Here is a 21,223-nt window from a genome sequence, read left to right on the forward strand (position 1 = left end):
CGGCATCCAGTCCGGGGTGGGGCAGAAAACCGGCTTCCCCCGCAGATGGGACCTTGGAGCGGCGTGCGGCGTTGCGCGTTCATAGTCCTTGCCAACGGGATGATTGTTAGATAATGTAACGAGGACCATGCGCCTTGTTGCCCTGAACATCGAGTCCATCCCGTTGGGTCAGCCCCTGCCTTTTGAGCTGCGTGGCGCGGATGGCGCTTTGCTGGCGCAAAAAGGCGATGCCATTCGCACCCGCGCCGAACTCGATGCGCTGGTGGCGCGCGGCCTGAGGCTCTGCGTGGACACGGACGAATCGGACGACAGCCACCGTGCGTACCTCGCCCCGCTGCAAAAAATGCGGCTGTCCGAAACCTCCCTGGGGCAGATTGCCGCGCTGAAGATCCAGGCAGGTGCGCAGTCCGGCGGCGAACGCGGCGGCAAATATGTGCCCGATTGGCCGGAATGGCAGTTGCGCGCCACCCAGCTGCTGCGCGCGCCGCTGGCGGGTGATTTCGATGGGCGCTTTCAGTCCTTGCACAGTGAACTGGCCCGTCACTGCGAGCAAACGCCCGATGCCACGCTGTTGGCGCTGATCTATCTTTCGGCGCAGGAAACCCGCATGTACAGCGCCACCCACGCCATGCTGGTGTGCTGCGTGTGCATGGTGGTGGCGCGCGAAATGCTGCACTGGCCCGACGAGCGGGTGCGACAGCTGGGCAGCGCTGCGCTCACCATGAATATCGCCATGACTGAGCTGCAGGATCAGCTGGCCCAGCAGTCCCAGCCGCTCACCTCGCAGCAGATCGAGGCGGTGCAAGACCACTCCAGCCGCTCCGAGCAGTTGCTGCGCAGGCTGGGTGTTGCAGACCCTGCGTGGCTGGAAGCGGTGCTCTGCCATCACCAGCGCACGCCAGGCCCGCTGGCCAAAAGATCCGAGGCCCGGCAGATGGCGCGCCTGCTGCAGCGCGCCGACATCTTTGGCGCCCGGCTGGCCCCCCGCGTGGCGCGCTCTCCCATGCCGGTCACTGCCGCCCTGCAGGCCAGTTACTACGACGAAGCGCACCAGGTGGACGAGGCCGGCGCGGCGCTGGTAAAGACACTGGGCGTGTACCCGCCCGGGGCTTTTGTCCGGCTGGCCAACCAGGAAGTGGCGGTGGTGCTGCAGCGCGGCGCAACGGCCACGACGCCCCGTGTGGCCGTGGTGATGGACCGCGAAGGCATGCCCGCGGGCGAGATGATTCCGCGTGATACCTCCCACGCCGCCTGGAAGATTGCCGGCGTGGTGGCCTGCCGGGACGTCAGGGCGCAATGGCCCCTGGCCCGTTTGCTGGCCCTGGTGTAGTGCAAGCCGCGCGGGTTGCGCAGTGGGTCCAAAGGCCGCTTCTTTTCCCTTGCCTCGCTGAAACTGCCCTGAACGCAAGGTCCCTGCCATCGGCGGCGGCGTTCCACGGCGCTCAGCCTGCAAGGCCGATCTCCGGCCATTGCGCCGCCCTTGGGGTGGCCTTGCGCTTTCACCGTGGTGAAAGGTGTCCCATACCCTGCGCCAGAACCGGTGGTGTCGGCCAATGCACGCAGTGGTATCTGTGAAAAATACTATTTGGTATAAATAAATACCAAGTGGTGTAAAATATGATGAGATGGTCAAATTCCAGGAGAGTCTCCATGAAATGCACCGAAAAACCCTTGTCTCGCTGCACGAGAATCCTTTGCACAGTGGGCCTGGCCGGGGCAGCGATGCTGTCGGGCGCGGCGGCGCACTCTGGCGAGGCGCAGGCCTGCCCGCCAACCCTGCAGCACACCTTTGACCGGCTGCAGGATGAAAAGCCGCAGTCGCTGTGCCAGTACAGCGGCAAGGTGGTGCTGATCGTCAACACCGCCAGCTATTGCGGGTTCACGGGGCAATACAAGGGGCTCGAAGAACTCTATGCCCGCTACAAGGACCAGGGGCTGGTGGTGCTCGGTTTCCCGTCCAACGATTTCTCCCAGGAAAGCGGCAGCAACCAGCAGATTGCCGAATTCTGCGAAAACACCTTCGGTGTGAAGTTTCCGATGTTCGCCAAGAGCAGCGTCAAGGGCCCGGAGGCATCGCCCTTGTTTCGCCAGCTGGCGCAGCTCTCGGGCGGTGCACCCCGCTGGAACTTTCACAAATACCTGCTCGGGCGCAACGGGCAGCTGGTGGACAGCTACTCCAGCCTGACGGCACCCGGCAGCAAGGGTCTGGTGCGCGCCATCGAACAGCAACTGGCCACGCCCGAACTCCGGTGATTTCCATGACTTCGTTACGCACGGCTGTTTTTTTTTACGCCACGGGCTGGAACTTTGGCGGTATAACTCCACTCAGTAGATTGCAAGAGCGCATTGGGCGCCTTACCAGTTTGACGTTGCGAAGCCTTTCGGGCCCCCGGGTTCCGACTGACCTCCTGGAGCGCTTCTCCTCCCTCCCTCTCTTATTCGTTTCGGGACGCTTCGCAACTTTTTTATTCCAGGCGCCGGCCAGAGGGGGCCGGCCATGAAAGTCGCCATCATCGGCTCCGGCATCTCCGGACTGTCCGTAGCGCACGAATTGCGCGGCCAGGCGGCCATCACCCTGTATGAGGCGGGTGACTACTTTGGTGGCCACACCCACACGGTGGACGTCATGCTGCCCGATGCGTCGGGTCGATCCGTCACGCATGGCGTGGACACCGGTTTTCTGGTTTTCAACGAGCGCACCTACCCCCATCTCATCCGTCTGCTGACCGAGCTGGGTGTCGAGACGGCAAAGTCCGACATGTCGTTTTCTGTGCAGGTGCCGGGCGCCCTGCGCCGTGGGCGCACGCTGGAGTGGAGCGGCACCAGCCTGAGCACCGTGTTTGCCCAGCGTTCCAACCTGGTCAACCCGCGCTTTCTGGGCATGCTGCGCGACCTGCTGCGCTTCAACCAACTGTGCACGCGCATTGCCGAGCAGCAGGCCGAGGCAGCGCTGATGCAGCCGCTGGGTGATTTCCTCCAGGAGCACCGCTTTGGTGAGGCGTTTCGCGACTGGTACTTCCTGCCCATGCTGGGTTGCATCTGGAGCTGCCCTACCGACCAGATGCTGAAGTTCCCCGTGGCCACCATGATCCGGTTCTGCCACAACCATGGCCTGATCCAGGTGAGCCACCGCCCGCAATGGTGGACGGTGTCCGGTGGCGCGCGCCACTACGTTGACAAGATCGTGGCAGGCATTGCCGACAAGCGCCTGAACACCCCCGTGCGCCGCATCGAGCGCGACGCGGCCGGTGTGCGCGTGGTGACGGCAGGCCACACAGAACACTTTGACAAGTTGGTGCTGGCCACGCACTCCGACCAGTCGCTCGCGCTGCTGGCCCAGCCCACCCTGCAAGAGCGTGCGGTGCTCGGTGCCATCCGCTACCAGGCCAACCGCGCCGTGCTGCACACCGACACCTCGGTGCTGCCCGCGCGCCGTGCCGCCTGGGCTGCGTGGAACTACGAGCGTGCCCGGCAGCGCAGCCGCGAGTCGGCCCGCGTGTGCCTGCACTACCTCATCAACCAGCTGCAGCCCGTGCCGTTTGCCCAGCCCGTGGTGGTGTCGCTGAACCCGGTGCGCGACATTGCGCCCGAACACGTGATCGGTAGCTACGAGTACGCCCACCCGGTGTTCGACCTGGCCGCCATCCGCGCGCAGCAGCAGGTGGGCCAACTGCAGGGGCAGCAGCACACCTGGTTCTGCGGCGCCTGGACGGGCTATGGCTTCCACGAGGATGGCCTCAAGTCCGGCCTGGCCGTGGCCGAGCAATTGCGGACGGCCCTGCCCACACCTCTGGCGGAGGCCGCGTGAGCCACGCCCCGGCCCCACCCGCAGCGCCCCTGATCGGCTTCGGCCAGGTGCGCCACACACGGCTGCGGCCGACGTGGCATGCGTTTGCCTACCCCACGTTTTTCCTGATGCTGCCCATGCGCAGCCTGACCAAAGTGCGGGGCGCACTGGCCGTGAACCGGGCGGGCGCCATCAGCTTTCATGACGTGGACCATGGCGACGGCCGCGGCGCCGCGCAGGGCGGTGCGCTCGCCTGGCTGGACGAGCTGCTGCGCACCGAAGGCATCACCGACGCTACGGGCGAGGCCTGGCTGCACTGCTACCCGCGCGTGCTGGGCTACACCTTCAAGCCCGTGAGCTTCTGGTACTGCCACCGTGCGGACGGCCGCCTGCGCGCCATCGTGGTCGAGGTGAATAACACCTTTGGCGAGCGCCACTGCTACCTGCTGGATGCGCCGCAATATGGCGTGGAGCAGCAGGCGCGCAAGGTGTTCCACGTGTCGCCGTTCTGCGAGGTGAGCGGCAGCTACCGCTTTCGCTTCATGCGCACCGAGGCCAGCGCACAGGACGCGGGCCGAACCGTGGTGCGCATCGACCACGACGACGACACCGGCCCGCTGATCCAGACCAGCGTGAGCGGCACCTTGCACGCCATCACCGCACAGACATTGCGCCGCGCGCTCTGGGGCTACCCCGCCATGACGCTGGCCATCATTGTCCGCATCCACTGGCACGCGCTGCGGCTGTGGCTCAAGCGCGTGCGCTTCCATCGCAAGCCCGAGGCGCCTGCCGCCGCCGTGACCCGTTGACCTCCCTGCACAACGAGACTGCCGCCATGAACTCCACCACCGCGCCCCGCACCGCCCCACGATCCGCACAGACGCTGCCTGCCGGCACGCCCGCTGCCGCGCGCACGGCGCTCAGGCTCCTGCAGCGGCTGCAGCATGGCCACCTCACGGTCCAGCTGCCAGACGGCACGCTGCAGCACTTCGGGCATGGCAACGGTCCGTCGGCCGCCATCACGTTCAAGAACTGGAAGGTGTGCAGCGCCGCGCTCAAGTCGGGCGACATCGGCTTTGCCGAGAGCTACATCGCGGGCGACTGGACCACGCCGCACCTCACCGACCTGCTCAAGCTCTTCATCGCCAACCGCCAGCAGGTCGAAGGCGTGATCTACGGCACCTGGGCGGGCCGCCTGCTGTACCGCATCAAGCACCTGCTCCATCGCAACACGCGCGCCAACAGCCAGAAGAACATCCACGCCCATTACGACCTGGGCAATGCGTTCTACGAACTGTGGCTGGACGACACCATGAACTATTCGTCCGCCTGGTTCGAGGGTGACGCGGGCGGCGACCTGCGCACCGCCCAGCACGCCAAGGTGCGCCGCGCGCTGCGCATGGCGGGCGTGCAGGCGGGTGACCGTGTGCTGGAAATCGGCTGCGGCTGGGGCGCGCTGGCCGAGATGGCGACCACCGAATTCGGCGCGTCCCTCACCGGCGTGACGCTGTCCACCGAACAACTCGCGTTTGCGCAGCAGCGCATGGCGCAGCATGATGTCGCAGACAAGGCCGACCTGCGCCTGCAGGACTACCGCGACATCCAGGACGGCCCGTACGACGCCATCTGCTCCATCGAGATGGTCGAGGCCGTGGGCCGCGAATACTGGCCCACCTATTTCGAGTCGGTAAACCGCCTGCTCAAGCCCGGCGGCAAGGCCTGCATCCAGAGCATCGTCATCGACGACAGCCTGTTTGCACGCTACATCAGCTCCACGGACTTCATCCAGCAGTACATCTTCCCCGGCGGCTGCCTGCCCTGCCCACGCGAGTTCCGCCGCGAGGCCGAGGCCGCGGGCCTGCGCGTGGTGGACGAGTTTGCCTTTGGCCAGGACTACGCCGAAACCCTCAAGCGCTGGCGCGAGCGCTTTCTGGCGCAGCGCGCACAGATCCTGCAGCTGGGGTTCGATGAGCGCTTCCTGCACATCTGGGAGTTCTACCTGGCGTACTGCGAGGCGGCGTTTGCGATGGGCAACATCGACCTGGTGCAGTACACGCTGGCCAAGGACTGAGGGACGCCATGAAAAATATAGCTATCACCGCAATATTCACTGGCGCATTGATGGGTTTGGGCCCTCACACCGCGCAGGCGCAAGTGGCCGAGGCCAGCGTTGCCCCTGCAGCCCCGCTGTCGGGTGCGCGGCTGGCGGGGCAGGGCGTGCTGCGCTTTCTGGGATTCGAGATCTACCGCGCGCGGCTGTGGGTGCAGCCCGGCTTTGATGCCGACCACTACGCCGCCCACCCCGTGGCGCTGGAGCTGACTTACCACCGCGATTTTCCGGCCGACGCCATCGCAAAGCGCTCCATCGAAGAGATGCGCCGCGTGGGCCGCTTCACGCCCCAGCAGGCCACGCGCTGGCAGCAGGCACTGGCCGCCGCCTTGCCGGATGTGAAGGCCGGCGACCGGCTGCTGGGCCTGTACCAGCCCGGCGCAGGCGCCGTGTTCAAGATGGGCGGGCGTGTGGTGGGCGAAGTGGCTGACGCCGAGTTTTCGCGCCTGTTCTTCGGTATCTGGCTGTCGCCCCAGACCTCCGAGCCCGGACTGCGGCAGGAGCTGATCGCGGCCACCCGCACCCCAAGCCAAGGCCCGCAATGACCACCACCACGCCCATTCGCGCCGGCCAGGGCCTGGCCTATGGGCTGCTGGGCCTGCCGCTGGCCTTCGTGGCGCTGCCGCTGTATGTGCTGCTGCCCAACCACTACGCGCGCGAGTTCGGCATGCCGCTGGCCACGCTGGGGGCGGTGCTGCTGGCGGCGCGGCTGTTCGATGCGGTGTCCGACCCGTTGCTGGGCCGCCTGTCCGACCACCTGTTCGGCCGCTCGGTGCGCGCCGTGCTGGCAGTGGGCGCGGTGTCGGCCATGGTGCTGGCGCTGGGGCTGATCAGCCTGTTTTTTCCGCAGGTAGCCGGGGCCGATGCGCTGATGGTCTGGGTGCTGGTGGCGCTGCTCATCACCTACACCGCCTACAGCCAGCTGGGCATCGCGCACCAGTCCTGGGGCGCACGCCTGGGTGGCGACGAGCTGCAGCGCGGCCGCATCGTGGCCTGGCGTGAAGGTGCCGCGCTGGTGGGCGTGGTGCTGGCCTCGGTGCTGCCCGCGCTGCTGGGGCTGCCGGTCATGCTGAGTGTGTTTGCCATCAGCCTGTTGCTGGGCTGGTGGGCCTGGACGCGGGCGCCGCGCCCGTTGATGGCGATGGATGTCGGCGTCTATCGCCCGCCGCAGCGCGCCAGCCTGTGGCGGCCCTGGGGGCGCCCTGCGTTCCGCCGCCTGCTGGCCGTGTTCATGCTCAACGGCATAGCCAGCGCCATCCCGGCCACACTGGTGCTGTTCTTCATCCAGGACCGCCTGCAGGCCACGCCCGCGCAGGAGCCGATGTTCCTGGCCGCGTATTTCGTCTGTGCCGCGCTGTCGATCCCGCTGTGGCTGCGCGCCGTGGCGCGCTGGGGCCTGGCGCGCACCTGGCTGGCGGGCATGCTGCTGGCGATTGCCGTGTTTGGGTGGACTGCGTTCCTGGGCGCAGGCGATGTGCTGCCGTTCCTGGCGGTCTGTGCGCTCTCGGGCGTGGCCCTGGGCACCGACCTGGCCCTGCCCAGCGCCCTGCTGGCCGGTGTGATCGCGGCCGAGGGCGACAGCGGCCAGCACGAGGGTGCGTACTTTGGCTGGTGGAACTTTGCCACCAAGCTCAACCTGGCGCTGGCCGCCGGCCTGGCGCTGCCGCTGCTGGGCTGGTGGGGCTACACCCCGGGCACACGCAGCGACGAGGGATTGCAGACTCTGGGCATGGCCTACGCCGTGCTGCCCAGTGTGCTCAAGCTGTTGGCTGCGGGTGCGCTGCTTGCCCTGGTCCTGCGGCCATCCCGAACCTGATCCGACTCCAGGTGAATTCCATGATGCAACGACGCCTCCTTCTCTCCGCCGCAGTGGCTGCGCCCGTGGTGCTGTCCGGCTGCGCCAGCCAGCGCATTGACGGCTACGCCAGCGAAAAACCGGTGCTCGACCTGGCCCGGTATTTCAACGGCAAGATCGACGCCCACGGCATCTTCCAGGACCGCAGCGGCCAGATCGTGAAGCGCTTCGCCGTGGTGATGGACTGCGCCTGGACGGGCAACGAGGGCGTGCTCGACGAGGCCTTCACCTATTCCGACGGCACCACGCAGCGCCGCATCTGGCGCCTGACCCAGCACGCCGACGGCCGCTATACCGGCACCGCCGACGATGTGGTGGGCACGGCCAACGGCCAGACGCGCGGCAACGCCTTCCGCTGGAACTACACGCTGGCCCTGCCCGTGGATGGCAAGGTCTACCACGTCGATCTGGACGACTGGATGTACCTCATCGACGACCGCGTGATGCTCAACCGCGCCACCATGAGCAAGTTCGGCGTGCGCCTGGGCGAGCTCACGCTGTCCTTCACCAAGCGGCTGCCATGAGCCTCAACCCGCCCTTGCGCGACTGGCAGGGCCGCAGGGCCTGGCTCATCGGCGCCAGTAGCGGCATTGGCCGGGCCACGGCGGCGGCGCTGCATGCGCGCGGCGCACAGGTCATCGTCTCGGCCCGCAGCGGCGACATGCTGGATGCCTTTGTCGTGCAGCACCCCGGCAGCATGGCGCTGGCTTTTGACACGGCCGAACCGGCACAGGTGCAAGCCGCTGCCGCGCAGGTGCTGGCGGGGGGGGCGCCCGACCTGGTGTGCTACTGCGCGGGCTACTACCGCGACATGCGCGCCACCGATTTCGACCTGGCCGTGATGCTGCGCCACGAGCAGATCAACTACAACGGCGCCCTGCATGTGCTGGCCGCCGTGCTGCCCGCCATGCTCAGCGCCGCCCAGGCCGGGCGCCCGGGCCATGTGAGCCTCATCAGCAGCGTGGCGGGGTTCCGGGGCCTGCCCAAGAGCCTGGCTTATGGGCCCACCAAGGCCGCGCTCATCCACCTGGCCGAGGCGCTGTACCTGGATCTGCATGACCTGGGCCTGGGCGTGAGCGTGATCAATCCCGGCTTCGTGGCCACGCAGCTCACGGTGCGCAACGACTTCACCATGCCCGCGCTGATCTCGCCCGAGGTGGCGGCGGCGGCCATCGTGCGGGGCTGGGAGCGTGGGCATTTCGACATCCACTTTCCCAAGCGCTTCACGCGGGTGATGAAACTGCTGCGCGTGCTGCCATACCGGTGGTACTTTCCGACAGTCCGCAAGTTCACAGGCCTTTGAATTTTCATGCAGCCACCAGAAATCACCGCGACCACCGAGCAGGCCGTCACCCGCGTGGCGGCGTTTTTCGAGCAGCTTTCACTGGCCGATATCGCCGCCATCGGCCAGCTGTATGCGCCCGATGCGCGCTTCAAGGACCCGTTCAACGAGGTGCAGGGCGTGCCCGCCATTCGAGCCATCTTTGCCCATATGTTCGAGGCGCTGGAGCAGCCCCGTTTCGTGGTCACGGGCCGCGTGGTGCAGGGGCAGCAGTGTTTTCTGACCTGGGATTTCTGGTTCGCATTCAAGAACTTCCACCGGGGCGTGCCCCAGACCGTGCGCGGCGCCTCGCACCTGGTGCTGAACGACCAGGGCCTGGTGGCGCTGCACCGTGACTACTGGGATGCCGCCGAAGAACTGTACGAAAAACTGCCCATGGTGGGCGCGCTGATGCGCTGGCTGCGGCGGCGCGCCGCCCGGTAGCGCTTTGCGTCTGGCCGCCAGTGCACAGGCGGCTGGCGCCGGCATGTGCTGTGTGGCGCCCAGGCCCGCGCTGGCGGTCAGAGCGGCCTGGTGTCCGCAAAGCTCGGGCGCAGCATCAGCTTGTCGAGCAGCTTGCCCAGGTTGGGGTACTCGCTGCGCCAGTCGATCTGGGGGAAGCGAAACTCCAGCCAGCCCAGGGCGCAGCCCACGGCGATGTCCGACAGGCTCAGGTGGATGCCGCTGCAAAACGGCTTGTCGCCCAGGCCCTGGCTCATGGACTTGAGGCAGTCGTTCACCTTGTGCAGCTGGCGGTCGATCCAGGCCTGGCTGCGTTCACCGTCCTGGCGGCCCGCCCAGGTGGCTTCCAGCCGGGCGAGGATGGCTGCGTCCACCAGGCCATCGGCCAGCGCTTCCCAGGTCTTGACCTCGGCGCGTTCGCGTCCCTGCACGGGGATGAGCTTGCCCACGGGCGAGAGCGTGTCGAGATATTCCACGATCACGCGCGAGTCGAACACCGCCTCGCCGCCCTCCATCACCAGGCAGGGCACCTTGCCCAGCGGGTTGGATTTGGCAATGGCGGTGTCATCGGCCCAGACGTTTTCCTGCACGAACTGGTAGTCGAGCTTTTTTTCTGCCATCACGATGCGTACCTTGCGGACGTAAGGACTGGCGTTGGCACCGATCAGTTTCATGTTTCTTCCGTTGCGCGGGGTTGTCTGTTCCATACGCTGGCGATTCTATCGGCAGCGGCCCGCGGGGCGCCGACCGGGTGCGCACGCCTACAATCTCGCGCCATGAGCCTGTCCACCATTACCGCCCTGTCGCCGCTTGACGGCCGTTATGCCAGCAAACTTGCCGCCCTGCGGCCCATCATGAGTGAACACGGCTACATGCAACGCCGTGTTCAGGTGGAAGTGGCCTGGTTCATCGCGTTGTCCGATGCCGGATTTGCCGAATTCAAGCCGCTGACCACCGGCGCCCGCGCCTATCTGCTGGGCCTGGTCAAGAATTTCTCCGAGGCCGATTCGGCCGCCATCAAGGAGATCGAGAAAACCACCAACCACGACGTGAAGGCCGTCGAATACTGGATCAAATCCAAGTTCGAAGCCCGTCCCGAGCTGGAAAAAGCCTCGGAATTCGTGCATTTCGCCTGCACCAGCGAAGACATCAACAACACCAGCCACGCGCTGCAACTGCGCGCGGGCCGCGACCAGGTGGTGCTGCCGGGCCTGGACCGCATCATCCTCAAGCTGCGCGAGATGGCCCACGCCTTTGCCGACGTGCCCATGCTCAGCCGCACCCACGGCCAGACAGCCAGCCCCACCACGGTGGGCAAGGAAATGGCCAACGTGCTCATGCGCCTGCAGGCCGCCAGCGAACGCATTGCGGCCATCAAGATCCTGGGCAAGATGAACGGCGCCGTGGGCAACTACAACGCCCACCTGTCGGCCTGGCCCGATTTCGACTGGGAAGCCTTCAGCAAGAACGTCATCGAGACACCCGAGCCGCTGGGCCTGGGCCTCACCTTCCAGCCCTATTCCATCCAGATCGAGCCGCACGACTACATGGCCGAGCTGTTCGACGCCGTGGCGCGTGCCAACACCATTTTGGTGGACCTCTCGCGCGACATCTGGGGCTATGTGAGCCTGGGCTACTTCAAGCAGCGCCTCAAGGCCGGTGAGATTGGCTCCAGCACCATGCCGCACAAGGTCAACCCCATCGACTTCGAGAACGCCGAAGGCAACCTGGGCCTGGCCAACGCGCTGCTGCGCCACCTGTCCGAAAAACTGCCCATCAGCCGCTGGCAGCGCGACCTGACCGACAGCACCGTGCTGCGCAACATGGGCGTGGCCCTGGGCTATGCCGCGCTGGCCTATGCCTCGCTGCTGACTGGCCTGAACAAGCTGGAGCTGAACGAAGAGGCCCTGGCCGAGGACCTGGACGCCGCCTGGGAAGTGCTGGCCGAGCCCATCCAGACCGTGATGCGCCGCTATGGCGTGCAGGGCGCCTACGAAAAGCTCAAGGAAGTGACCCGCGGCAAGACCGTGACGGCCGAGGCGCTGCACGCGCTGATCAACGGGCTGGAGATTCCGCAGGCCGACAAGGACCGCCTGCTGGCCATGACGCCCGGCAGCTACACCGGCAAGGCCTCCGAACTCGCGCGGCGCGTCTGATCACTGGTTTTTAGCCGTTTTGGCCTCTGGCGTTTGTGTGTCAAGCGCCAGCAGCTATCTATTTCATAGTGAGGCTGCATGGCCATCAAATCCACCATCTTCAAGGCGAATCTTGCGATCGCCGACATCGACCACGGCTACTACGCCGACCACGCGCTCACGCTGGCCCGGCACCCCAGCGAAACCGACGAGCGCATGATGGTGCGGCTGGCGGCGCTGGCCATTCAGGCGCACCAACTCAATGACCTGTGCAACGGTGACGCCACCCTGGCCTTTGGCGCGGGCCTGTCCGATCCGGACGACCCCGATGCCTCGCTGACCGACTTCACCGGCCGCAAGCGTGTGTGGATCGAGGTGGGGCAGCCCGAGGACAAGCCGCTCACCAAGGCCTGCAGCAAGGCCGATTCAGTGATCGTGTACTGCTTCAACCACGCCGCCGAGATCTGGTGGAAGGGCATCGAGTCCAAGCTCTCGCGCCTCGAAAAACTGCAGGTGTGGCGCATCCCTACCGAGGCCTCGCAGGCGCTGGCGCAGCTGGCCGAACGCAGCATGCAGCTGCAGGCCACGGTGCAGGAGGGGGCCATCACCCTGAGCAGCACGCAGGGCAGCGTGCATGTGGAGCCGGTGCGCTGGAAATGACTCCGCAGCACGGTCCTTAGCGCAGCCATCCATCCGCGAAACTGGCGCGGCCCAGGCCAGGGCAGCCAAGCAAGGGCCGCCCCGCAGCGAGGGCTGCGTCCTCCTGCCCGCAACGCGCAGCGCTGCGAGAGCGGGGGGAAGCCGCGCAGCGGCTCAGGGGGGTGTCTCTTATCCCCGCGGCATCAGCGCGCCGCACTGCCAGCACTGCTCGAAACCGCCTTCCACCGTCTCGCCACAGCGGCAGCGCCACTGGCGCTGGGGCAAGTCCTGCAGTTCCTGCAGCAAGGCCCGGGCGCGGGTGGCGTGTTCTTCGTAGTCGAGCCAGATCTCGGGCAGGCACTGGTCGGGTGGCAGGTGCCCGGCTGCGGCCCCCAGGTATTGCCGCTGCACCGATGCCGTCATGCCCGCCTCGCACAGCAGGTCGGCCCACAGCGTGGCAATGGCGATGTTCGGGGCCTGGGTGAGACGCAGCATGGCAACCACCATAGCGCTTTGCGGCCGGGGCGTACAGGGGCGCGGTCAGGGTGGCGCGGTGCCGCCGGCCCCCTCGGCCGCGCGTTCGGCGTAGCGGTTGAAGCGCCATGCGGTGTGCTCCAGCGTGATGCGGCGCCACACGGCGCGTTTTTCGGCGGGGCCCATGGCCGGCCAGAACTGCACTTCGTCAAAGCTGCGCCCGCAGCCCTTGCACCAGTCGTCGCCCTGGCTGGTGGAGCAGATGGCAATGCACGGCGTGTCGGGCGTGGTGTCGTACCAGGCCAGCCAGGCGGCCCGCGCTGCGGCCGGCAGGCTCTGCTCGTCGGCTTCGTTCTCGTGGCGGAACACCATGCGCGCATACACCTCGCCGAGCGCGCTGATCTCGGGCGCCAGCGCCGCGCCGGCGCCCGCGGGGGCGCGCTCGCGCCAGTGGTTGATGGCGGCTTCGATGTCGGTGATGTGGATGGCGGCCATGGTGGCGGTTGTGTTGCAGCAGGGACGGGAGGGCAACAGGGCGTGGATCATAGCCGCGCGGTGGCTGGTTCGGCGGTGAGCTCCTGTTTTCATAGCTTTGAACGCTTATCTGCAATGATCCACAGGCCTTTTTCTCTTGGATTAATGCCCTTGGCGCTGCAGCGGAATCTTGCACGCCCGGTGCGGGCTGTGTTCCAATCGCCGCTTCGAAGGGGAGTAGCTCCCGACATGCGCTTCGGCCGCGCCACCTGTTGGCCACCGGACGCATGGCATCGGAACCGTCGTCAATACGAAGCATCGCTTCCGGCGGTCCGGGTTCAGCGCACGCCAGAGTGCTGAACCGAGCAAGACCTTTGATGGGCCCGCTGTGGGCTGATCAAGGCCATCCCTTCGCAACATCTGCCCTGCGCAGCATGCCCTGATCCGCCCATTGCAGGCCCTCTATCCCCGGGAACGGCTCGGCGCTACAGTGGCTGCCAGGTCGTCCTTTGTGTCTCTTGATATCGAGGAATTTATGGACTTTCTGGCATCGCCCGAATTCTGGCTCGCACTCGGCCAGATCATCATCATCGACATCCTGCTGGGTGGCGACAACGCGGTGGTCATTGCGCTGGCCTGCCGCAAACTGCCACCCGCCCAGCGCACCAAGGGCATCATCTGGGGCACGGCGGGTGCCATCGTGCTGCGCGTGGTCCTGATTGCGTTTGCCATGACGCTGCTGGCGCTGCCGTTCCTCAAGTTCGTGGGTGCGCTGCTGCTGGTGTGGATTGGCGTCAAGCTGCTGGCCCCCGATGAAGACGGCCATGGCGACATCCAGACCAGCGACAAGCTGCTGGCCGCCATCAAGACCATCATCGTGGCCGACCTGGTGATGAGCGTGGACAACGTGATCGCCATTGCCGGCGCCGCGCAGAACGCGGGTGAGCACCAGTTCCTGCTGGTGGTGCTGGGCTTGCTGATCTCGATCCCGATCATCGTCTGGGGCAGCCAGCTGGTCATCAAGCTCATGGAGCGTTTCCCCTTCATCATCACGCTCGGCGGCATGCTGCTGGGCTGGATCGCGGGCGGCATGCTGGTGACCGACCCGGTCTTCGCCAACCCCGACAAATGGCAGTGGATGCTGAAGATCGCGCAAACCGACACCATCCGCTATGCAGCCAGCGTGGCCGGCGCACTGCTGGTGCTGGCGGCTGGCAAGGTGATCCTGGCGCGCCGCGCCGCTGCTGCGCCTGCCGAGGGTTGATGGCGCATCTGCACGTGCCAGCGTGCGCGCTGGCAACCGGCTGACGCAAAGGGGGCTGCATGCCCCCTTTGTCATGGGCCCCTTTTTTCGGAGGTGGTATGGACAAAGTCATTGTGTACGTGGACGACGCCGCCCAGGCGCAGCAGATCCTGGCGCCCTTGCTGGCAACTGAGGCCGCTGTTGCCACGCATTGGGTGCTGGTGGCCTGCGCACCGCGCATGACGCACCGCATCAGCAAATGGGTGAGCCATCGCACCCGCGAGAACTGGCGCGACAAATGGGCCGAGAAGCTGTTTGCGCAACTGCTGCCTTTGCTGCCTTCGGGCGGCGGCAGCGTGACCACGGTGCTGGCCAAAGGCCCCTTGCCGGAGCTGGTCGCCCAACTGCAGGCCGAACTGGGCGCCGCCCGCGTGGTGGATGCCCGCCGGCCCAGGCACGATGCCGCCACTGAACCGGCTCCTGCGCCGGCGCGCCTGTCGTTCCCGGGCACCGTGCCCAGCCTGCTGACCGGATTGGGCGCCCTGCTGGCGCTGGACCTGGCGTAATCCTGCGCGCACAGGGCCGTCTGCCAAGGCAGGCACGGTGCTATCCTGCGCGCATGAAACTCCTCCTCAAATGGCTGCTCAGCGCTGCAGCGCTGCTGCTGGTGGCCTACCTCTACAGCGGCGTGCAGGTGCAAAGCTTTGCGTCGGCGCTGATTGCCGCCTTCGTCATCGGCCTGTTCAATGCCGTGCTGCGCCCCGTGCTGGTGGTGCTGACGCTGCCGGTGACCCTGGTCACCGTGGGCCTGTTTCTGTTCGTGATCAACGCCCTCATGTTCTGGGCTGCCGCGGGCGTGCTGGACGGCTTTCACGTCAACGGCTTTGGCGCCGCCTTGCTGGGCTCGCTGATCTATTCGGCGCTGGGGCTGCTGATCGAATCAGCGCTCGGCAGCCTGTTCCTTCAGAAGTGACTCCATCGCACGCAGGCGCGTGTCGATGATGGACGCCTCGATGTAGTCGGCGGCGCTGTGGCTCTTGCGCGCCAGGTCCTGCCCGGCCTTGAAGCGGTCCACCGCGGCGGCATAGTCGTAGCGGGCCGCGTGCGATTCGGCCTCGGCACGCACGGCGCGCAGCGGCTGCCCCTGCGCCTGCCAGGCGCTCGCCAGCAACTGCCACACCGTGGCATCGTGCGGGTGGTTGGTCACCCAGGTCTGCAGGGCGCCTGTTACCTCGGCGGGGCGTCCCAGGCGCAGCAGGGCCTGGGTGCGCAGCACCAGCTCCGGCCGGCCCGTTTCTGCCGGCAACCGCTGCAGCGCCGCTTCGGGCAGGCCCGCCGCCAACGCGATCTCGGCTGCCAGCCGCTGCGATTGCCGCTGGGCGGCGGCATCGCCACGCACCACCTCGTCCAGCCGCGCCTGGGCCGTGCGCGCGGCCGCAAAATCGCGCAACTGGTTGCTGGCCAGCGCAGCGGTGTACAGCGCTGCGGCACGGCGCGGCGCGGGCTGGCTGGCAAAGCCGCTGTTTTGCGGCTCGGTGATCCACAGCCGCAGCGCATCCACGCCGGGGTTCGACAGCACGCGGGCCCGGGCCGCCACCAGGGCGTGCTCCAGGCCAGGCTGCGGTGGCGGCGCCGCGCCGCCGGGCGGCAGGCGCGAGTGCATGTCGGCCATGCGCTGGGTGGTCAGCGGGTGGCTGCGCAGATAAGGCCACGAGCCGTTGTCGTTGAGGCGGTTGGCTTGCTGCAGCTTGTCGAACATGCTCACGAAACCCTGGGGCGCAAAGCCCGAAGGCTCCATCAGCCCGTAGCCGATGCGGTCGGCCTCGCGCTCCATGTCGCGCGAGAAATTGAGCTGGTTCTGCATGGCCACCGCCTGGCCGCCCACCATCATGGCCTGGGCAGCCCCCGGGTTCTTGCTGGCGGCCAGCGCGGCCAGCACCATCGCCCCCAGCAGCAAGGGCGTCTGCTTGCTTTGCTGTGCCATCAGGCGCGAGATATGCCGTTGCGTGACATGGCTCAACTCGTGCGCCAGCACCGAGGCCAGCTCGTCGCGCGTGGCCACCACGCCAATCAGCCCCAGGTGCACGCCCAGGTAGCCGCCGGGCAGCGCAAAGGCGTTCACCGTGCGGTCGCGCCCCAGCAGCACCTCCCAGGCAAAGCGCTCATCGAGCTCGGGCGAGAGCTCGCCGCGCGCGCGCGCCGCCGCCAGCAGCGCCTGCCACAGCCCCTGCACATATTCCACCAGCACCGGGTCATCGATGTAGTCGGGGTCGCGGTACAGCTCGCGGATGATGCGGTCGCCCAGGCGGCGCTCCTCGCCCGTCGTGAGCGCGCTGCCGTCGCCCAGCGTGGGCAGGCTGGGCTGGGCCTTTGCAGACAATGGCGCCAAGGCAGCAAATGCTACCAATAAAGAAGCTGTTAGCGTATTTTTGGCAAGCGCTTGAAGCAGTTTTGACCATTTTCTCGACCGAGCGGAGGCCATGGCCGTCATGGGGGGCGAGGGGGTGCGCTTGCGATTCCACATGAACGTATGATGCCCCGTCCTCGCAAAGTTTCCCACCTACTTCATTCGGTTACCCCGCCATGTCCGCACTCACCCACTTCGACGCCCAGGGCCAGGCCCACATGGTGGACGTGGCCGCCAAGGCCGCCACGCACCGCATCGCCATCGCCATCGGCCGCATCGAAATGCTGCCCGCCACCCTGGCCCTCATCGAGGCCGGCAACGCCAAAAAGGGCGACGTGCTCGGTATCGCCCGCATCGCCGGCATCATGGCCGCCAAGAAAACCAGCGACCTCATCCCGCTGTGCCACCCGCTCGCGCTCACCCGCGTTGCTATTGAATTCGAAGCTGCCAGCGCATACCAACCAGGCGCTACGGGCATATTTTGCTCAGCCACCGTGGAAACCGTAGGCCCCACCGGCGTAGAGATGGAAGCCCTCACCGCCGTGCAGGTGGCCCTGCTCACCATCTATGACATGTGCAAGGCCGTGGACCGGGGCATGTCCATCCACGATGTGCGCGTGGTGGAAAAGCATGGGGGGAAGTCGGGGAGTTTCGTGGTGTGAAATGACGCCCGCCTGCGCTCTTGCTCAACGACAATGGGCGACACCGTTTGCCTGGAGATGCCACCATGACCGTCCCCGTCGCCAACCGCCGGTTTGACACCTCCGCTTACCTCGACTGGGAGGCCGAGCAGCCTGAAAAGCACGAATACCTGGACGGCGAAGTCTTCGCCATGGCGGGCGCCTCTGAGGCGCATGTCACCCTGGCTGGAAATGTGTTCATGGCACTGCGCAACCACCTGCGCGGCGGCCCGTGCAGCGTTTTCATCTCTGACATGAAACTGCGCGTAGAGGCCGACAACGCCTTCTTCTGCCCCGACGTTTTCGTCACCTGTGCCGAAACCGACCGCGCCCACAGCCACTACAAGGCAGCGCCCAGTCTGGTGGTGGAAGTGCTCTCGCCAACCACATCCGCCTACGACCGCGGTGCCAAGTTTGCCGCCTACCGCAAACTGCCCAGCCTACGCGAATACGCGCTGGTGGACACTGAGCGCCTGAGCATCGATCTGTTCCGGCGCGACGAGGGCGGCCACTGGGTGCTGTATCCGTCCGAAGCGGGAGACGCGGTGGAGTTTGCCAGTGTGGGGCTGAGCGTTCCGATGGAGCGCTTGTATGAGGATGCGCGCGTGGGCGCCGTGGAGGTGCCCGGGCCGACGGCCTGAACGCCGGCCCCGCCGCCAGGAAACCAGCGACTCGATAGCGCTGAGCCACACAGCCGCTGGCATTGATCCGCGTTGTGAATTCGAAGCTGCTCGCGCATGCCAGCCGGGCGCTACCGACATATTCCGCCTGATTGGCGACCTTCCTCGGATGCATCGTTCCCCCACCCGTCCGGGCTGAGCCCTTCGATGGACCCAGGACAGGTTTGTCGAAGCCTTGCACGCACCGAACAGCCCTTCGGCGGACGCCAGCACAGCGCGAGCCAATCACTGCCTGACATCAACACAAGTATATTTATGCATTCGGCATTGTTTGCTAACATATATGTATGTCAAAGCGTTCGATGGCCCTTGAGTCGATGCCCCCCGCCGCGCAGGCCGGCATGCGCCAGCTGGGCGCTGACCTGGCGGTGGCGCGCAAGCGCCGGCGCGAATCCCTCAGGGCCTGGGCGCAGCGCATCGGGGTGTCGGAGCCAACGCTGGTCCGCATGGAGCGCGGCGACCCCAGCGTCTCCATGGGGGCCTACGTTACGGCGCTATGGCTCATGGGGCGCGTGCAGGCCGTAGCCGAACTGGCGGCGCCGGCGCTGGACCTGGGTGCGCTTGAATCCGCCGTCCGGGCAGCCCAAACCCGCTCGGTGCGCAAACCCCCCTCCATCGAAGAACGATTGCGCACCCCCAGCCAGGCAGGCAAACCCTGATGCCGGAGCAGGCACTCACACCGGTGGACTACCAGCCCACCGACACACTGCACCTGTGGTGGCTGAGCCACCCCGCCGCACCCGTGCCGGTGGGCACGCTGTGCACGGTGCGGGCACTCAAAGGCGTTTCGCTGCGCTACACGGCACACTGGCTCGCACGCGGCTTTGCACTCAGCGAAGACCTGCCCCTGATCGACCAGGAATTCCTGCCCACCGAAAAAGAAACTGCCGCAGGCGCCGTGGACGACGCCCGGCCCGACCGCTGGGGCGAGCGCGTCATTCGCATGCTGGACAAGCCGCCTCGCCTGTCCCTGATGGAATACCTCTTCTACGCGGGCGATGAACGCTTTGGCGCGCTCGGCGTCTCCCTGTCGGCCAGCGCCTATGTGCCACGGCGGCTGGGTCCGCTGCCCGGATTTGCCGATGTCCCTGCCATCGAGGCACTGGTCCGGCGTGTGCTGGATGGATCCCCCGTGCCGCCCGAGCAGCGCCGGTTGATCGCACCCGGCGCCACCATGGGGGGCGCCAGGCCCAAGGCGCTGGTCAGCATGCAGGGCGCGCAGTGGGTGCTGAAGTTTGCCGAGCCCGGCGAGCCGGTGGATACGCCGCTGGTCGAACACGCCACCATGACGCTGGCCCGCCTGGCCGGAATCCGTGTGGCCGCCACACAGCCCATCCGGCTGCACGCCGGGCACGCCGTGGCGGTGAAGCGCTTCGACCGCGAGGCAGGCACACGCAAACATGCGCTGTCGGCCCGGGTGGCACTGAAGGCGGCGGGCGAAAACCTGGGCTACCCCGAGCTGGCCCAACTGCTGCGCCGCCGCGGCACCACGCAAGCCCAATGCAACCTGCTGCACATGCAGGAGCTGTTCAAACGCATGGTGTTCAACATCCTGATCGACAACACAGACGACCACGAAAAGAACCATGTGCTCCTGGTGACTGACGCGGGAGGCTACGAACTCTCCCCCGCCTTCGACGTGCTGCCGTCAGGCCAGGCCCTGGGCTACCAGCAAATGCGCGTGGGCAGCGCCATGGCCGACTCCAGCCTGGACAATGCCCTGTCCGAATCGTCCCGGTTCGGCCTGGCGCGCCCGCAGGCTGAACAAGCCGTGCGCCAGGTGGTGGCGGTGGTGAATGGCTGGCAACAGCACTTTGCCAGCGCGGGCGTGCGCCCCGCCGACATTGAATCGCTGGCCGCGCAGATCGACCGACCCTACCTGCGCGACCAGCGCCAGGCTTGGTGCTGACGGCACCACACTGCCCGCTGGGCGACTTGTATCAAGGCTCAGATAGCACTCCCCATTGATGCCGAATGCCAAGCTTGCGTCTCGGGACAAGGCGCATCCATCATTACTTGAGCCTATTTAAATGATGGCGCGGGACTTCTGTTTTGATAGCTCTCAGCGCTTATGACATCAGCGGTGGAGGCTGAAATTTGGCCTTGGTCAGATTCTGGCACCAATTTTTCTGGATCAGGCTTGCACTTCAAGGGGCGCCAAGGAGAGCTTGAACCCCATGGCATGGATGACCTTGAATAGCGTATCCGAGCTTGGCGCCCGCTCCCCCGAAAGGCTCTTGTAGAGGCTTTCGCGGGAAAGGCCCGTGTCGCGCGCAAGCTGTGTCATGCCGCGTGCCCTGGCGATGGTCCCCAGGGCTGCAGCCAGTTCTGCTGGATCGTTGTCTTCCAGTACCTGGCGCAGGTATTCGACGGCATCGTCATCGCTCTCGATGTAATTGGTCATGTCAAACGGGCGGGTCTTGATCTTGCTCATTTTGCAACTCCAAAGCCAGTGTTTTGGTTCGTTCAATGTCGCGCTCCTGGGTGAATTTTGCGCCGCCCCCAGGCATCAGGATGAGGGTCGTTCCCTGCATCACGTAGTACATGCGCCAACCGGGGCCGAAGAACTCGCGCATCTCGCTTACGCCTTCTCCAACCGGCGCGACATCGCCCAACAGGCCCCGGCGCGCTAGACGAATCCGAGTCGGTTTGTCCTTGACGCCCGTCATCCACTGCGCGAACTGTTCAGTTTCGATGACGCTGTACATAAATGAATTGTAGCCAAAAGGCTACGAATTGCAACCCGAGTTGCGCCCAGCCAAAGACAATGCCGAAGCTGGCCTCCCAAGAAAGAACTTGATTTCGGGTGAACAGGTGCCGACAAACTTCACGTACCCGTTCAAATGGCCAGCCGAACGCTTCCCCGATGGCCAGGTCAAATTCCCCCACCCTTGGCCACCCCAAATTCCCCCAGGCAGGACGACCAGATTATGACGACTCGGGTGTGATGGCGATG

Annotated in this window: 25 protein-coding genes; 19 read left to right on the plus strand and 6 right to left on the minus strand. The window is 66.2% G+C overall.

Annotated features, from left to right (window positions below; all coding sequences use genetic code 11):
* Positions 1–127 precede the first annotated feature (127 nt).
* The 10 genes from BLW02_RS08225 (at position 128) to BLW02_RS08270 (ending at position 9,517) form a co-directional block, all read left to right on the plus strand.
* The gene (locus BLW02_RS08225; RefSeq protein ID WP_092697862.1) at positions 128–1,330 is read left to right on the plus strand and encodes an HD-GYP domain-containing protein; all 1,203 of its coding nucleotides are present in this window, start codon (positions 128–130) and stop codon (positions 1,328–1,330) included.
* A gap of 392 nt (positions 1,331–1,722) precedes the next feature.
* On the plus strand, positions 1,723–2,253 hold the full coding sequence (locus BLW02_RS08230) for a glutathione peroxidase (RefSeq protein WP_139285340.1): 531 nt from the start codon (positions 1,723–1,725) through the stop codon (positions 2,251–2,253).
* 244 nt (positions 2,254–2,497) lie between these two features.
* Positions 2,498–3,808, plus strand: coding sequence for an NAD(P)/FAD-dependent oxidoreductase (locus BLW02_RS08235; RefSeq protein ID WP_026435537.1), 1,311 nt, complete (start codon positions 2,498–2,500; stop codon positions 3,806–3,808).
* Positions 3,805–4,596 carry a DUF1365 domain-containing protein gene (locus BLW02_RS08240; protein ID WP_026435536.1) on the plus strand — a complete coding sequence of 264 codons (792 nt, stop codon included), beginning with the start codon at positions 3,805–3,807 and terminating at the stop codon, positions 4,594–4,596. The genes BLW02_RS08235 and BLW02_RS08240 overlap by 4 nt, the downstream gene beginning before the upstream one ends.
* Positions 4,597–4,622: 26 nt before the next feature.
* Complete coding sequence (locus BLW02_RS08245) at positions 4,623–5,858, plus strand: SAM-dependent methyltransferase (RefSeq protein WP_092697888.1); 1,236 nt, start codon at positions 4,623–4,625, stop codon at positions 5,856–5,858.
* A 50-nt stretch (positions 5,859–5,908) separates the two neighbouring features.
* Complete coding sequence (locus BLW02_RS08250) at positions 5,909–6,442, plus strand: chalcone isomerase family protein (RefSeq protein ID WP_092697864.1); 534 nt, start codon at positions 5,909–5,911, stop codon at positions 6,440–6,442.
* Positions 6,439–7,713, plus strand: coding sequence for an MFS transporter (locus BLW02_RS08255; RefSeq protein WP_092697865.1), 1,275 nt, complete (start codon positions 6,439–6,441; stop codon positions 7,711–7,713). Before BLW02_RS08250 ends, BLW02_RS08255 begins: the two co-directional genes overlap by 4 nt.
* Before the next feature lie 20 nt (positions 7,714–7,733).
* Complete coding sequence (locus BLW02_RS08260) at positions 7,734–8,276, plus strand: DUF3833 domain-containing protein (RefSeq protein WP_092697866.1); 543 nt, start codon at positions 7,734–7,736, stop codon at positions 8,274–8,276.
* Positions 8,273–9,055: an SDR family NAD(P)-dependent oxidoreductase gene (locus BLW02_RS08265; RefSeq protein ID WP_092697867.1), complete on the plus strand. Its 783-nt coding sequence runs from the start codon at positions 8,273–8,275 to the stop codon at positions 9,053–9,055. The genes BLW02_RS08260 and BLW02_RS08265 overlap by 4 nt, the downstream gene beginning before the upstream one ends.
* A gap of 6 nt (positions 9,056–9,061) precedes the next feature.
* Positions 9,062–9,517, plus strand: a complete 456-nt coding sequence (locus tag BLW02_RS08270) for a nuclear transport factor 2 family protein (RefSeq protein WP_092697868.1) — start codon at positions 9,062–9,064, stop codon at positions 9,515–9,517.
* Between the two features lie 77 nt (positions 9,518–9,594).
* Here BLW02_RS08270 and BLW02_RS08275 read toward each other — a convergent pair whose 3' ends face one another.
* Positions 9,595–10,209, minus strand: coding sequence for a glutathione S-transferase family protein (locus BLW02_RS08275; protein WP_092697869.1), 615 nt, complete (start codon positions 10,207–10,209; stop codon positions 9,595–9,597).
* A gap of 102 nt (positions 10,210–10,311) precedes the next feature.
* Here BLW02_RS08275 and purB point away from each other — a divergent pair, with 102 nt between their 5' ends.
* Both purB and BLW02_RS08285 read left to right on the plus strand, forming a co-directional pair.
* Complete coding sequence (purB, locus tag BLW02_RS08280) at positions 10,312–11,691, plus strand: adenylosuccinate lyase (RefSeq protein WP_092697870.1); 1,380 nt, start codon at positions 10,312–10,314, stop codon at positions 11,689–11,691.
* Between the two features lie 78 nt (positions 11,692–11,769).
* Positions 11,770–12,330, plus strand: a complete 561-nt coding sequence (locus BLW02_RS08285) for a YaeQ family protein (protein ID WP_092697871.1) — start codon at positions 11,770–11,772, stop codon at positions 12,328–12,330.
* 168 nt (positions 12,331–12,498) lie between these two features.
* Here the strand turns inward: BLW02_RS08285 and BLW02_RS08290 are convergent, their stop codons facing one another.
* A complete protein-coding gene (locus BLW02_RS08290; RefSeq protein ID WP_092697889.1) occupies positions 12,499–12,804 on the minus strand; it encodes a putative signal transducing protein in 306 nt (101 codons plus the stop codon).
* Positions 12,805–12,849: 45 nt separating this feature from the next.
* Positions 12,850–13,278: a DUF3717 domain-containing protein gene (locus tag BLW02_RS08295; RefSeq protein ID WP_092697872.1), complete on the minus strand. Its 429-nt coding sequence runs from the start codon at positions 13,276–13,278 to the stop codon at positions 12,850–12,852.
* Between the two features lie 514 nt (positions 13,279–13,792).
* Here BLW02_RS08295 and BLW02_RS08300 point away from each other — a divergent pair.
* From BLW02_RS08300 to BLW02_RS08310, 3 genes are all read left to right on the plus strand, one after another.
* Positions 13,793–14,521 (plus strand): TerC family protein, encoded by a 729-nt coding sequence (locus BLW02_RS08300; protein WP_092697873.1) that lies wholly within the window; start codon positions 13,793–13,795, stop codon positions 14,519–14,521.
* A 98-nt stretch (positions 14,522–14,619) separates the two neighbouring features.
* A complete protein-coding gene (locus tag BLW02_RS08305; RefSeq protein WP_092697874.1) occupies positions 14,620–15,066 on the plus strand; it encodes a hypothetical protein in 447 nt (148 codons plus the stop codon).
* A gap of 53 nt (positions 15,067–15,119) precedes the next feature.
* The gene (locus BLW02_RS08310; protein ID WP_092697875.1) at positions 15,120–15,473 is read left to right on the plus strand and encodes a phage holin family protein; all 354 of its coding nucleotides are present in this window, start codon (positions 15,120–15,122) and stop codon (positions 15,471–15,473) included.
* Here the strand turns inward: BLW02_RS08310 and BLW02_RS08315 are convergent.
* Positions 15,441–16,982 carry a M48 family metalloprotease gene (locus tag BLW02_RS08315; RefSeq protein WP_092697890.1) on the minus strand — a complete coding sequence of 514 codons (1,542 nt, stop codon included), beginning with the start codon at positions 16,980–16,982 and terminating at the stop codon, positions 15,441–15,443. The two genes, BLW02_RS08310 and BLW02_RS08315, sit on opposite strands and share 33 nt — an antisense overlap.
* Positions 16,983–17,083: 101 nt before the next feature.
* Here BLW02_RS08315 and moaC point away from each other — a divergent pair, with 101 nt between their 5' ends.
* From moaC to BLW02_RS08335, 4 genes are all read left to right on the plus strand, one after another.
* A complete protein-coding gene (moaC, locus tag BLW02_RS08320) occupies positions 17,084–17,569 on the plus strand; it encodes a cyclic pyranopterin monophosphate synthase MoaC (RefSeq protein WP_092697876.1) in 486 nt (161 codons plus the stop codon).
* A 65-nt stretch (positions 17,570–17,634) separates the two neighbouring features.
* Positions 17,635–18,228 carry a Uma2 family endonuclease gene (locus tag BLW02_RS08325; RefSeq protein WP_092697877.1) on the plus strand — a complete coding sequence of 198 codons (594 nt, stop codon included), beginning with the start codon at positions 17,635–17,637 and terminating at the stop codon, positions 18,226–18,228.
* Between the two features lie 326 nt (positions 18,229–18,554).
* Positions 18,555–18,926: a helix-turn-helix domain-containing protein gene (locus BLW02_RS08330; RefSeq protein ID WP_092697878.1), complete on the plus strand. Its 372-nt coding sequence runs from the start codon at positions 18,555–18,557 to the stop codon at positions 18,924–18,926.
* Positions 18,926–20,176, plus strand: a complete 1,251-nt coding sequence (locus BLW02_RS08335; RefSeq protein ID WP_092697879.1) for a type II toxin-antitoxin system HipA family toxin — start codon at positions 18,926–18,928, stop codon at positions 20,174–20,176. Before BLW02_RS08330 ends, BLW02_RS08335 begins: the two co-directional genes overlap by 1 nt.
* A gap of 225 nt (positions 20,177–20,401) precedes the next feature.
* Here BLW02_RS08335 and BLW02_RS08340 read toward each other — a convergent pair whose 3' ends face one another.
* Positions 20,402–20,701, minus strand: coding sequence for an addiction module antidote protein (locus BLW02_RS08340; RefSeq protein ID WP_092697880.1), 300 nt, complete (start codon positions 20,699–20,701; stop codon positions 20,402–20,404).
* Complete coding sequence (locus BLW02_RS08345) at positions 20,673–20,975, minus strand: type II toxin-antitoxin system RelE/ParE family toxin (protein WP_092697881.1); 303 nt, start codon at positions 20,973–20,975, stop codon at positions 20,673–20,675. The genes BLW02_RS08340 and BLW02_RS08345 overlap by 29 nt, the downstream gene beginning before the upstream one ends.
* Positions 20,976–21,223 lie beyond the last annotated feature (248 nt).

This window comes from Acidovorax soli (assembly GCF_900107605.1).
In the GTDB taxonomy this organism is placed as follows: Bacteria; Pseudomonadota; Gammaproteobacteria; order Burkholderiales; family Burkholderiaceae_C; genus Acidovorax; species Acidovorax soli.

Bases quoted from the DNA above. Each gene is read 5' to 3' on its own strand.
- BLW02_RS08225 (WP_092697862.1), top strand. From the start codon at position 128: ATGCGCCTTGTTGCCCTGAACATCGAGTCCATCCCGTTGGGTCAGCCC.
- BLW02_RS08230 (WP_139285340.1), top strand. From the start codon at position 1,723: ATGCTGTCGGGCGCGGCGGCGCACTCTGGCGAGGCGCAGGCCTGCCCG.
- BLW02_RS08235 (WP_026435537.1), top strand. From the start codon at position 2,498: ATGAAAGTCGCCATCATCGGCTCCGGCATCTCCGGACTGTCCGTAGCG.
- BLW02_RS08245 (WP_092697888.1), top strand. From the start codon at position 4,623: ATGAACTCCACCACCGCGCCCCGCACCGCCCCACGATCCGCACAGACG.
- BLW02_RS08250 (WP_092697864.1), top strand. From the start codon at position 5,909: ATGGGTTTGGGCCCTCACACCGCGCAGGCGCAAGTGGCCGAGGCCAGC.
- BLW02_RS08255 (WP_092697865.1), top strand. From the start codon at position 6,439: ATGACCACCACCACGCCCATTCGCGCCGGCCAGGGCCTGGCCTATGGG.
- BLW02_RS08260 (WP_092697866.1), top strand. From the start codon at position 7,734: ATGATGCAACGACGCCTCCTTCTCTCCGCCGCAGTGGCTGCGCCCGTG.
- BLW02_RS08265 (WP_092697867.1), top strand. From the start codon at position 8,273: ATGAGCCTCAACCCGCCCTTGCGCGACTGGCAGGGCCGCAGGGCCTGG.
- BLW02_RS08270 (WP_092697868.1), top strand. From the start codon at position 9,062: ATGCAGCCACCAGAAATCACCGCGACCACCGAGCAGGCCGTCACCCGC.
- BLW02_RS08275 (WP_092697869.1), bottom strand. From the start codon at position 10,209: ATGAAACTGATCGGTGCCAACGCCAGTCCTTACGTCCGCAAGGTACGC.
- purB (WP_092697870.1), top strand. From the start codon at position 10,312: ATGAGCCTGTCCACCATTACCGCCCTGTCGCCGCTTGACGGCCGTTAT.
- BLW02_RS08285 (WP_092697871.1), top strand. From the start codon at position 11,770: ATGGCCATCAAATCCACCATCTTCAAGGCGAATCTTGCGATCGCCGAC.
- BLW02_RS08290 (WP_092697889.1), bottom strand. From the start codon at position 12,804: ATGCTGCGTCTCACCCAGGCCCCGAACATCGCCATTGCCACGCTGTGG.
- BLW02_RS08295 (WP_092697872.1), bottom strand. From the start codon at position 13,278: ATGGCCGCCATCCACATCACCGACATCGAAGCCGCCATCAACCACTGG.
- BLW02_RS08300 (WP_092697873.1), top strand. From the start codon at position 13,793: ATGGACTTTCTGGCATCGCCCGAATTCTGGCTCGCACTCGGCCAGATC.
- BLW02_RS08305 (WP_092697874.1), top strand. From the start codon at position 14,620: ATGGACAAAGTCATTGTGTACGTGGACGACGCCGCCCAGGCGCAGCAG.
- BLW02_RS08310 (WP_092697875.1), top strand. From the start codon at position 15,120: ATGAAACTCCTCCTCAAATGGCTGCTCAGCGCTGCAGCGCTGCTGCTG.
- BLW02_RS08315 (WP_092697890.1), bottom strand. From the start codon at position 16,982: ATGGCCTCCGCTCGGTCGAGAAAATGGTCAAAACTGCTTCAAGCGCTT.
- moaC (WP_092697876.1), top strand. From the start codon at position 17,084: ATGTCCGCACTCACCCACTTCGACGCCCAGGGCCAGGCCCACATGGTG.
- BLW02_RS08325 (WP_092697877.1), top strand. From the start codon at position 17,635: ATGACCGTCCCCGTCGCCAACCGCCGGTTTGACACCTCCGCTTACCTC.
- BLW02_RS08330 (WP_092697878.1), top strand. From the start codon at position 18,555: ATGTCAAAGCGTTCGATGGCCCTTGAGTCGATGCCCCCCGCCGCGCAG.
- BLW02_RS08335 (WP_092697879.1), top strand. From the start codon at position 18,926: ATGCCGGAGCAGGCACTCACACCGGTGGACTACCAGCCCACCGACACA.
- BLW02_RS08340 (WP_092697880.1), bottom strand. From the start codon at position 20,701: ATGAGCAAGATCAAGACCCGCCCGTTTGACATGACCAATTACATCGAG.
- BLW02_RS08345 (WP_092697881.1), bottom strand. From the start codon at position 20,975: ATGTACAGCGTCATCGAAACTGAACAGTTCGCGCAGTGGATGACGGGC.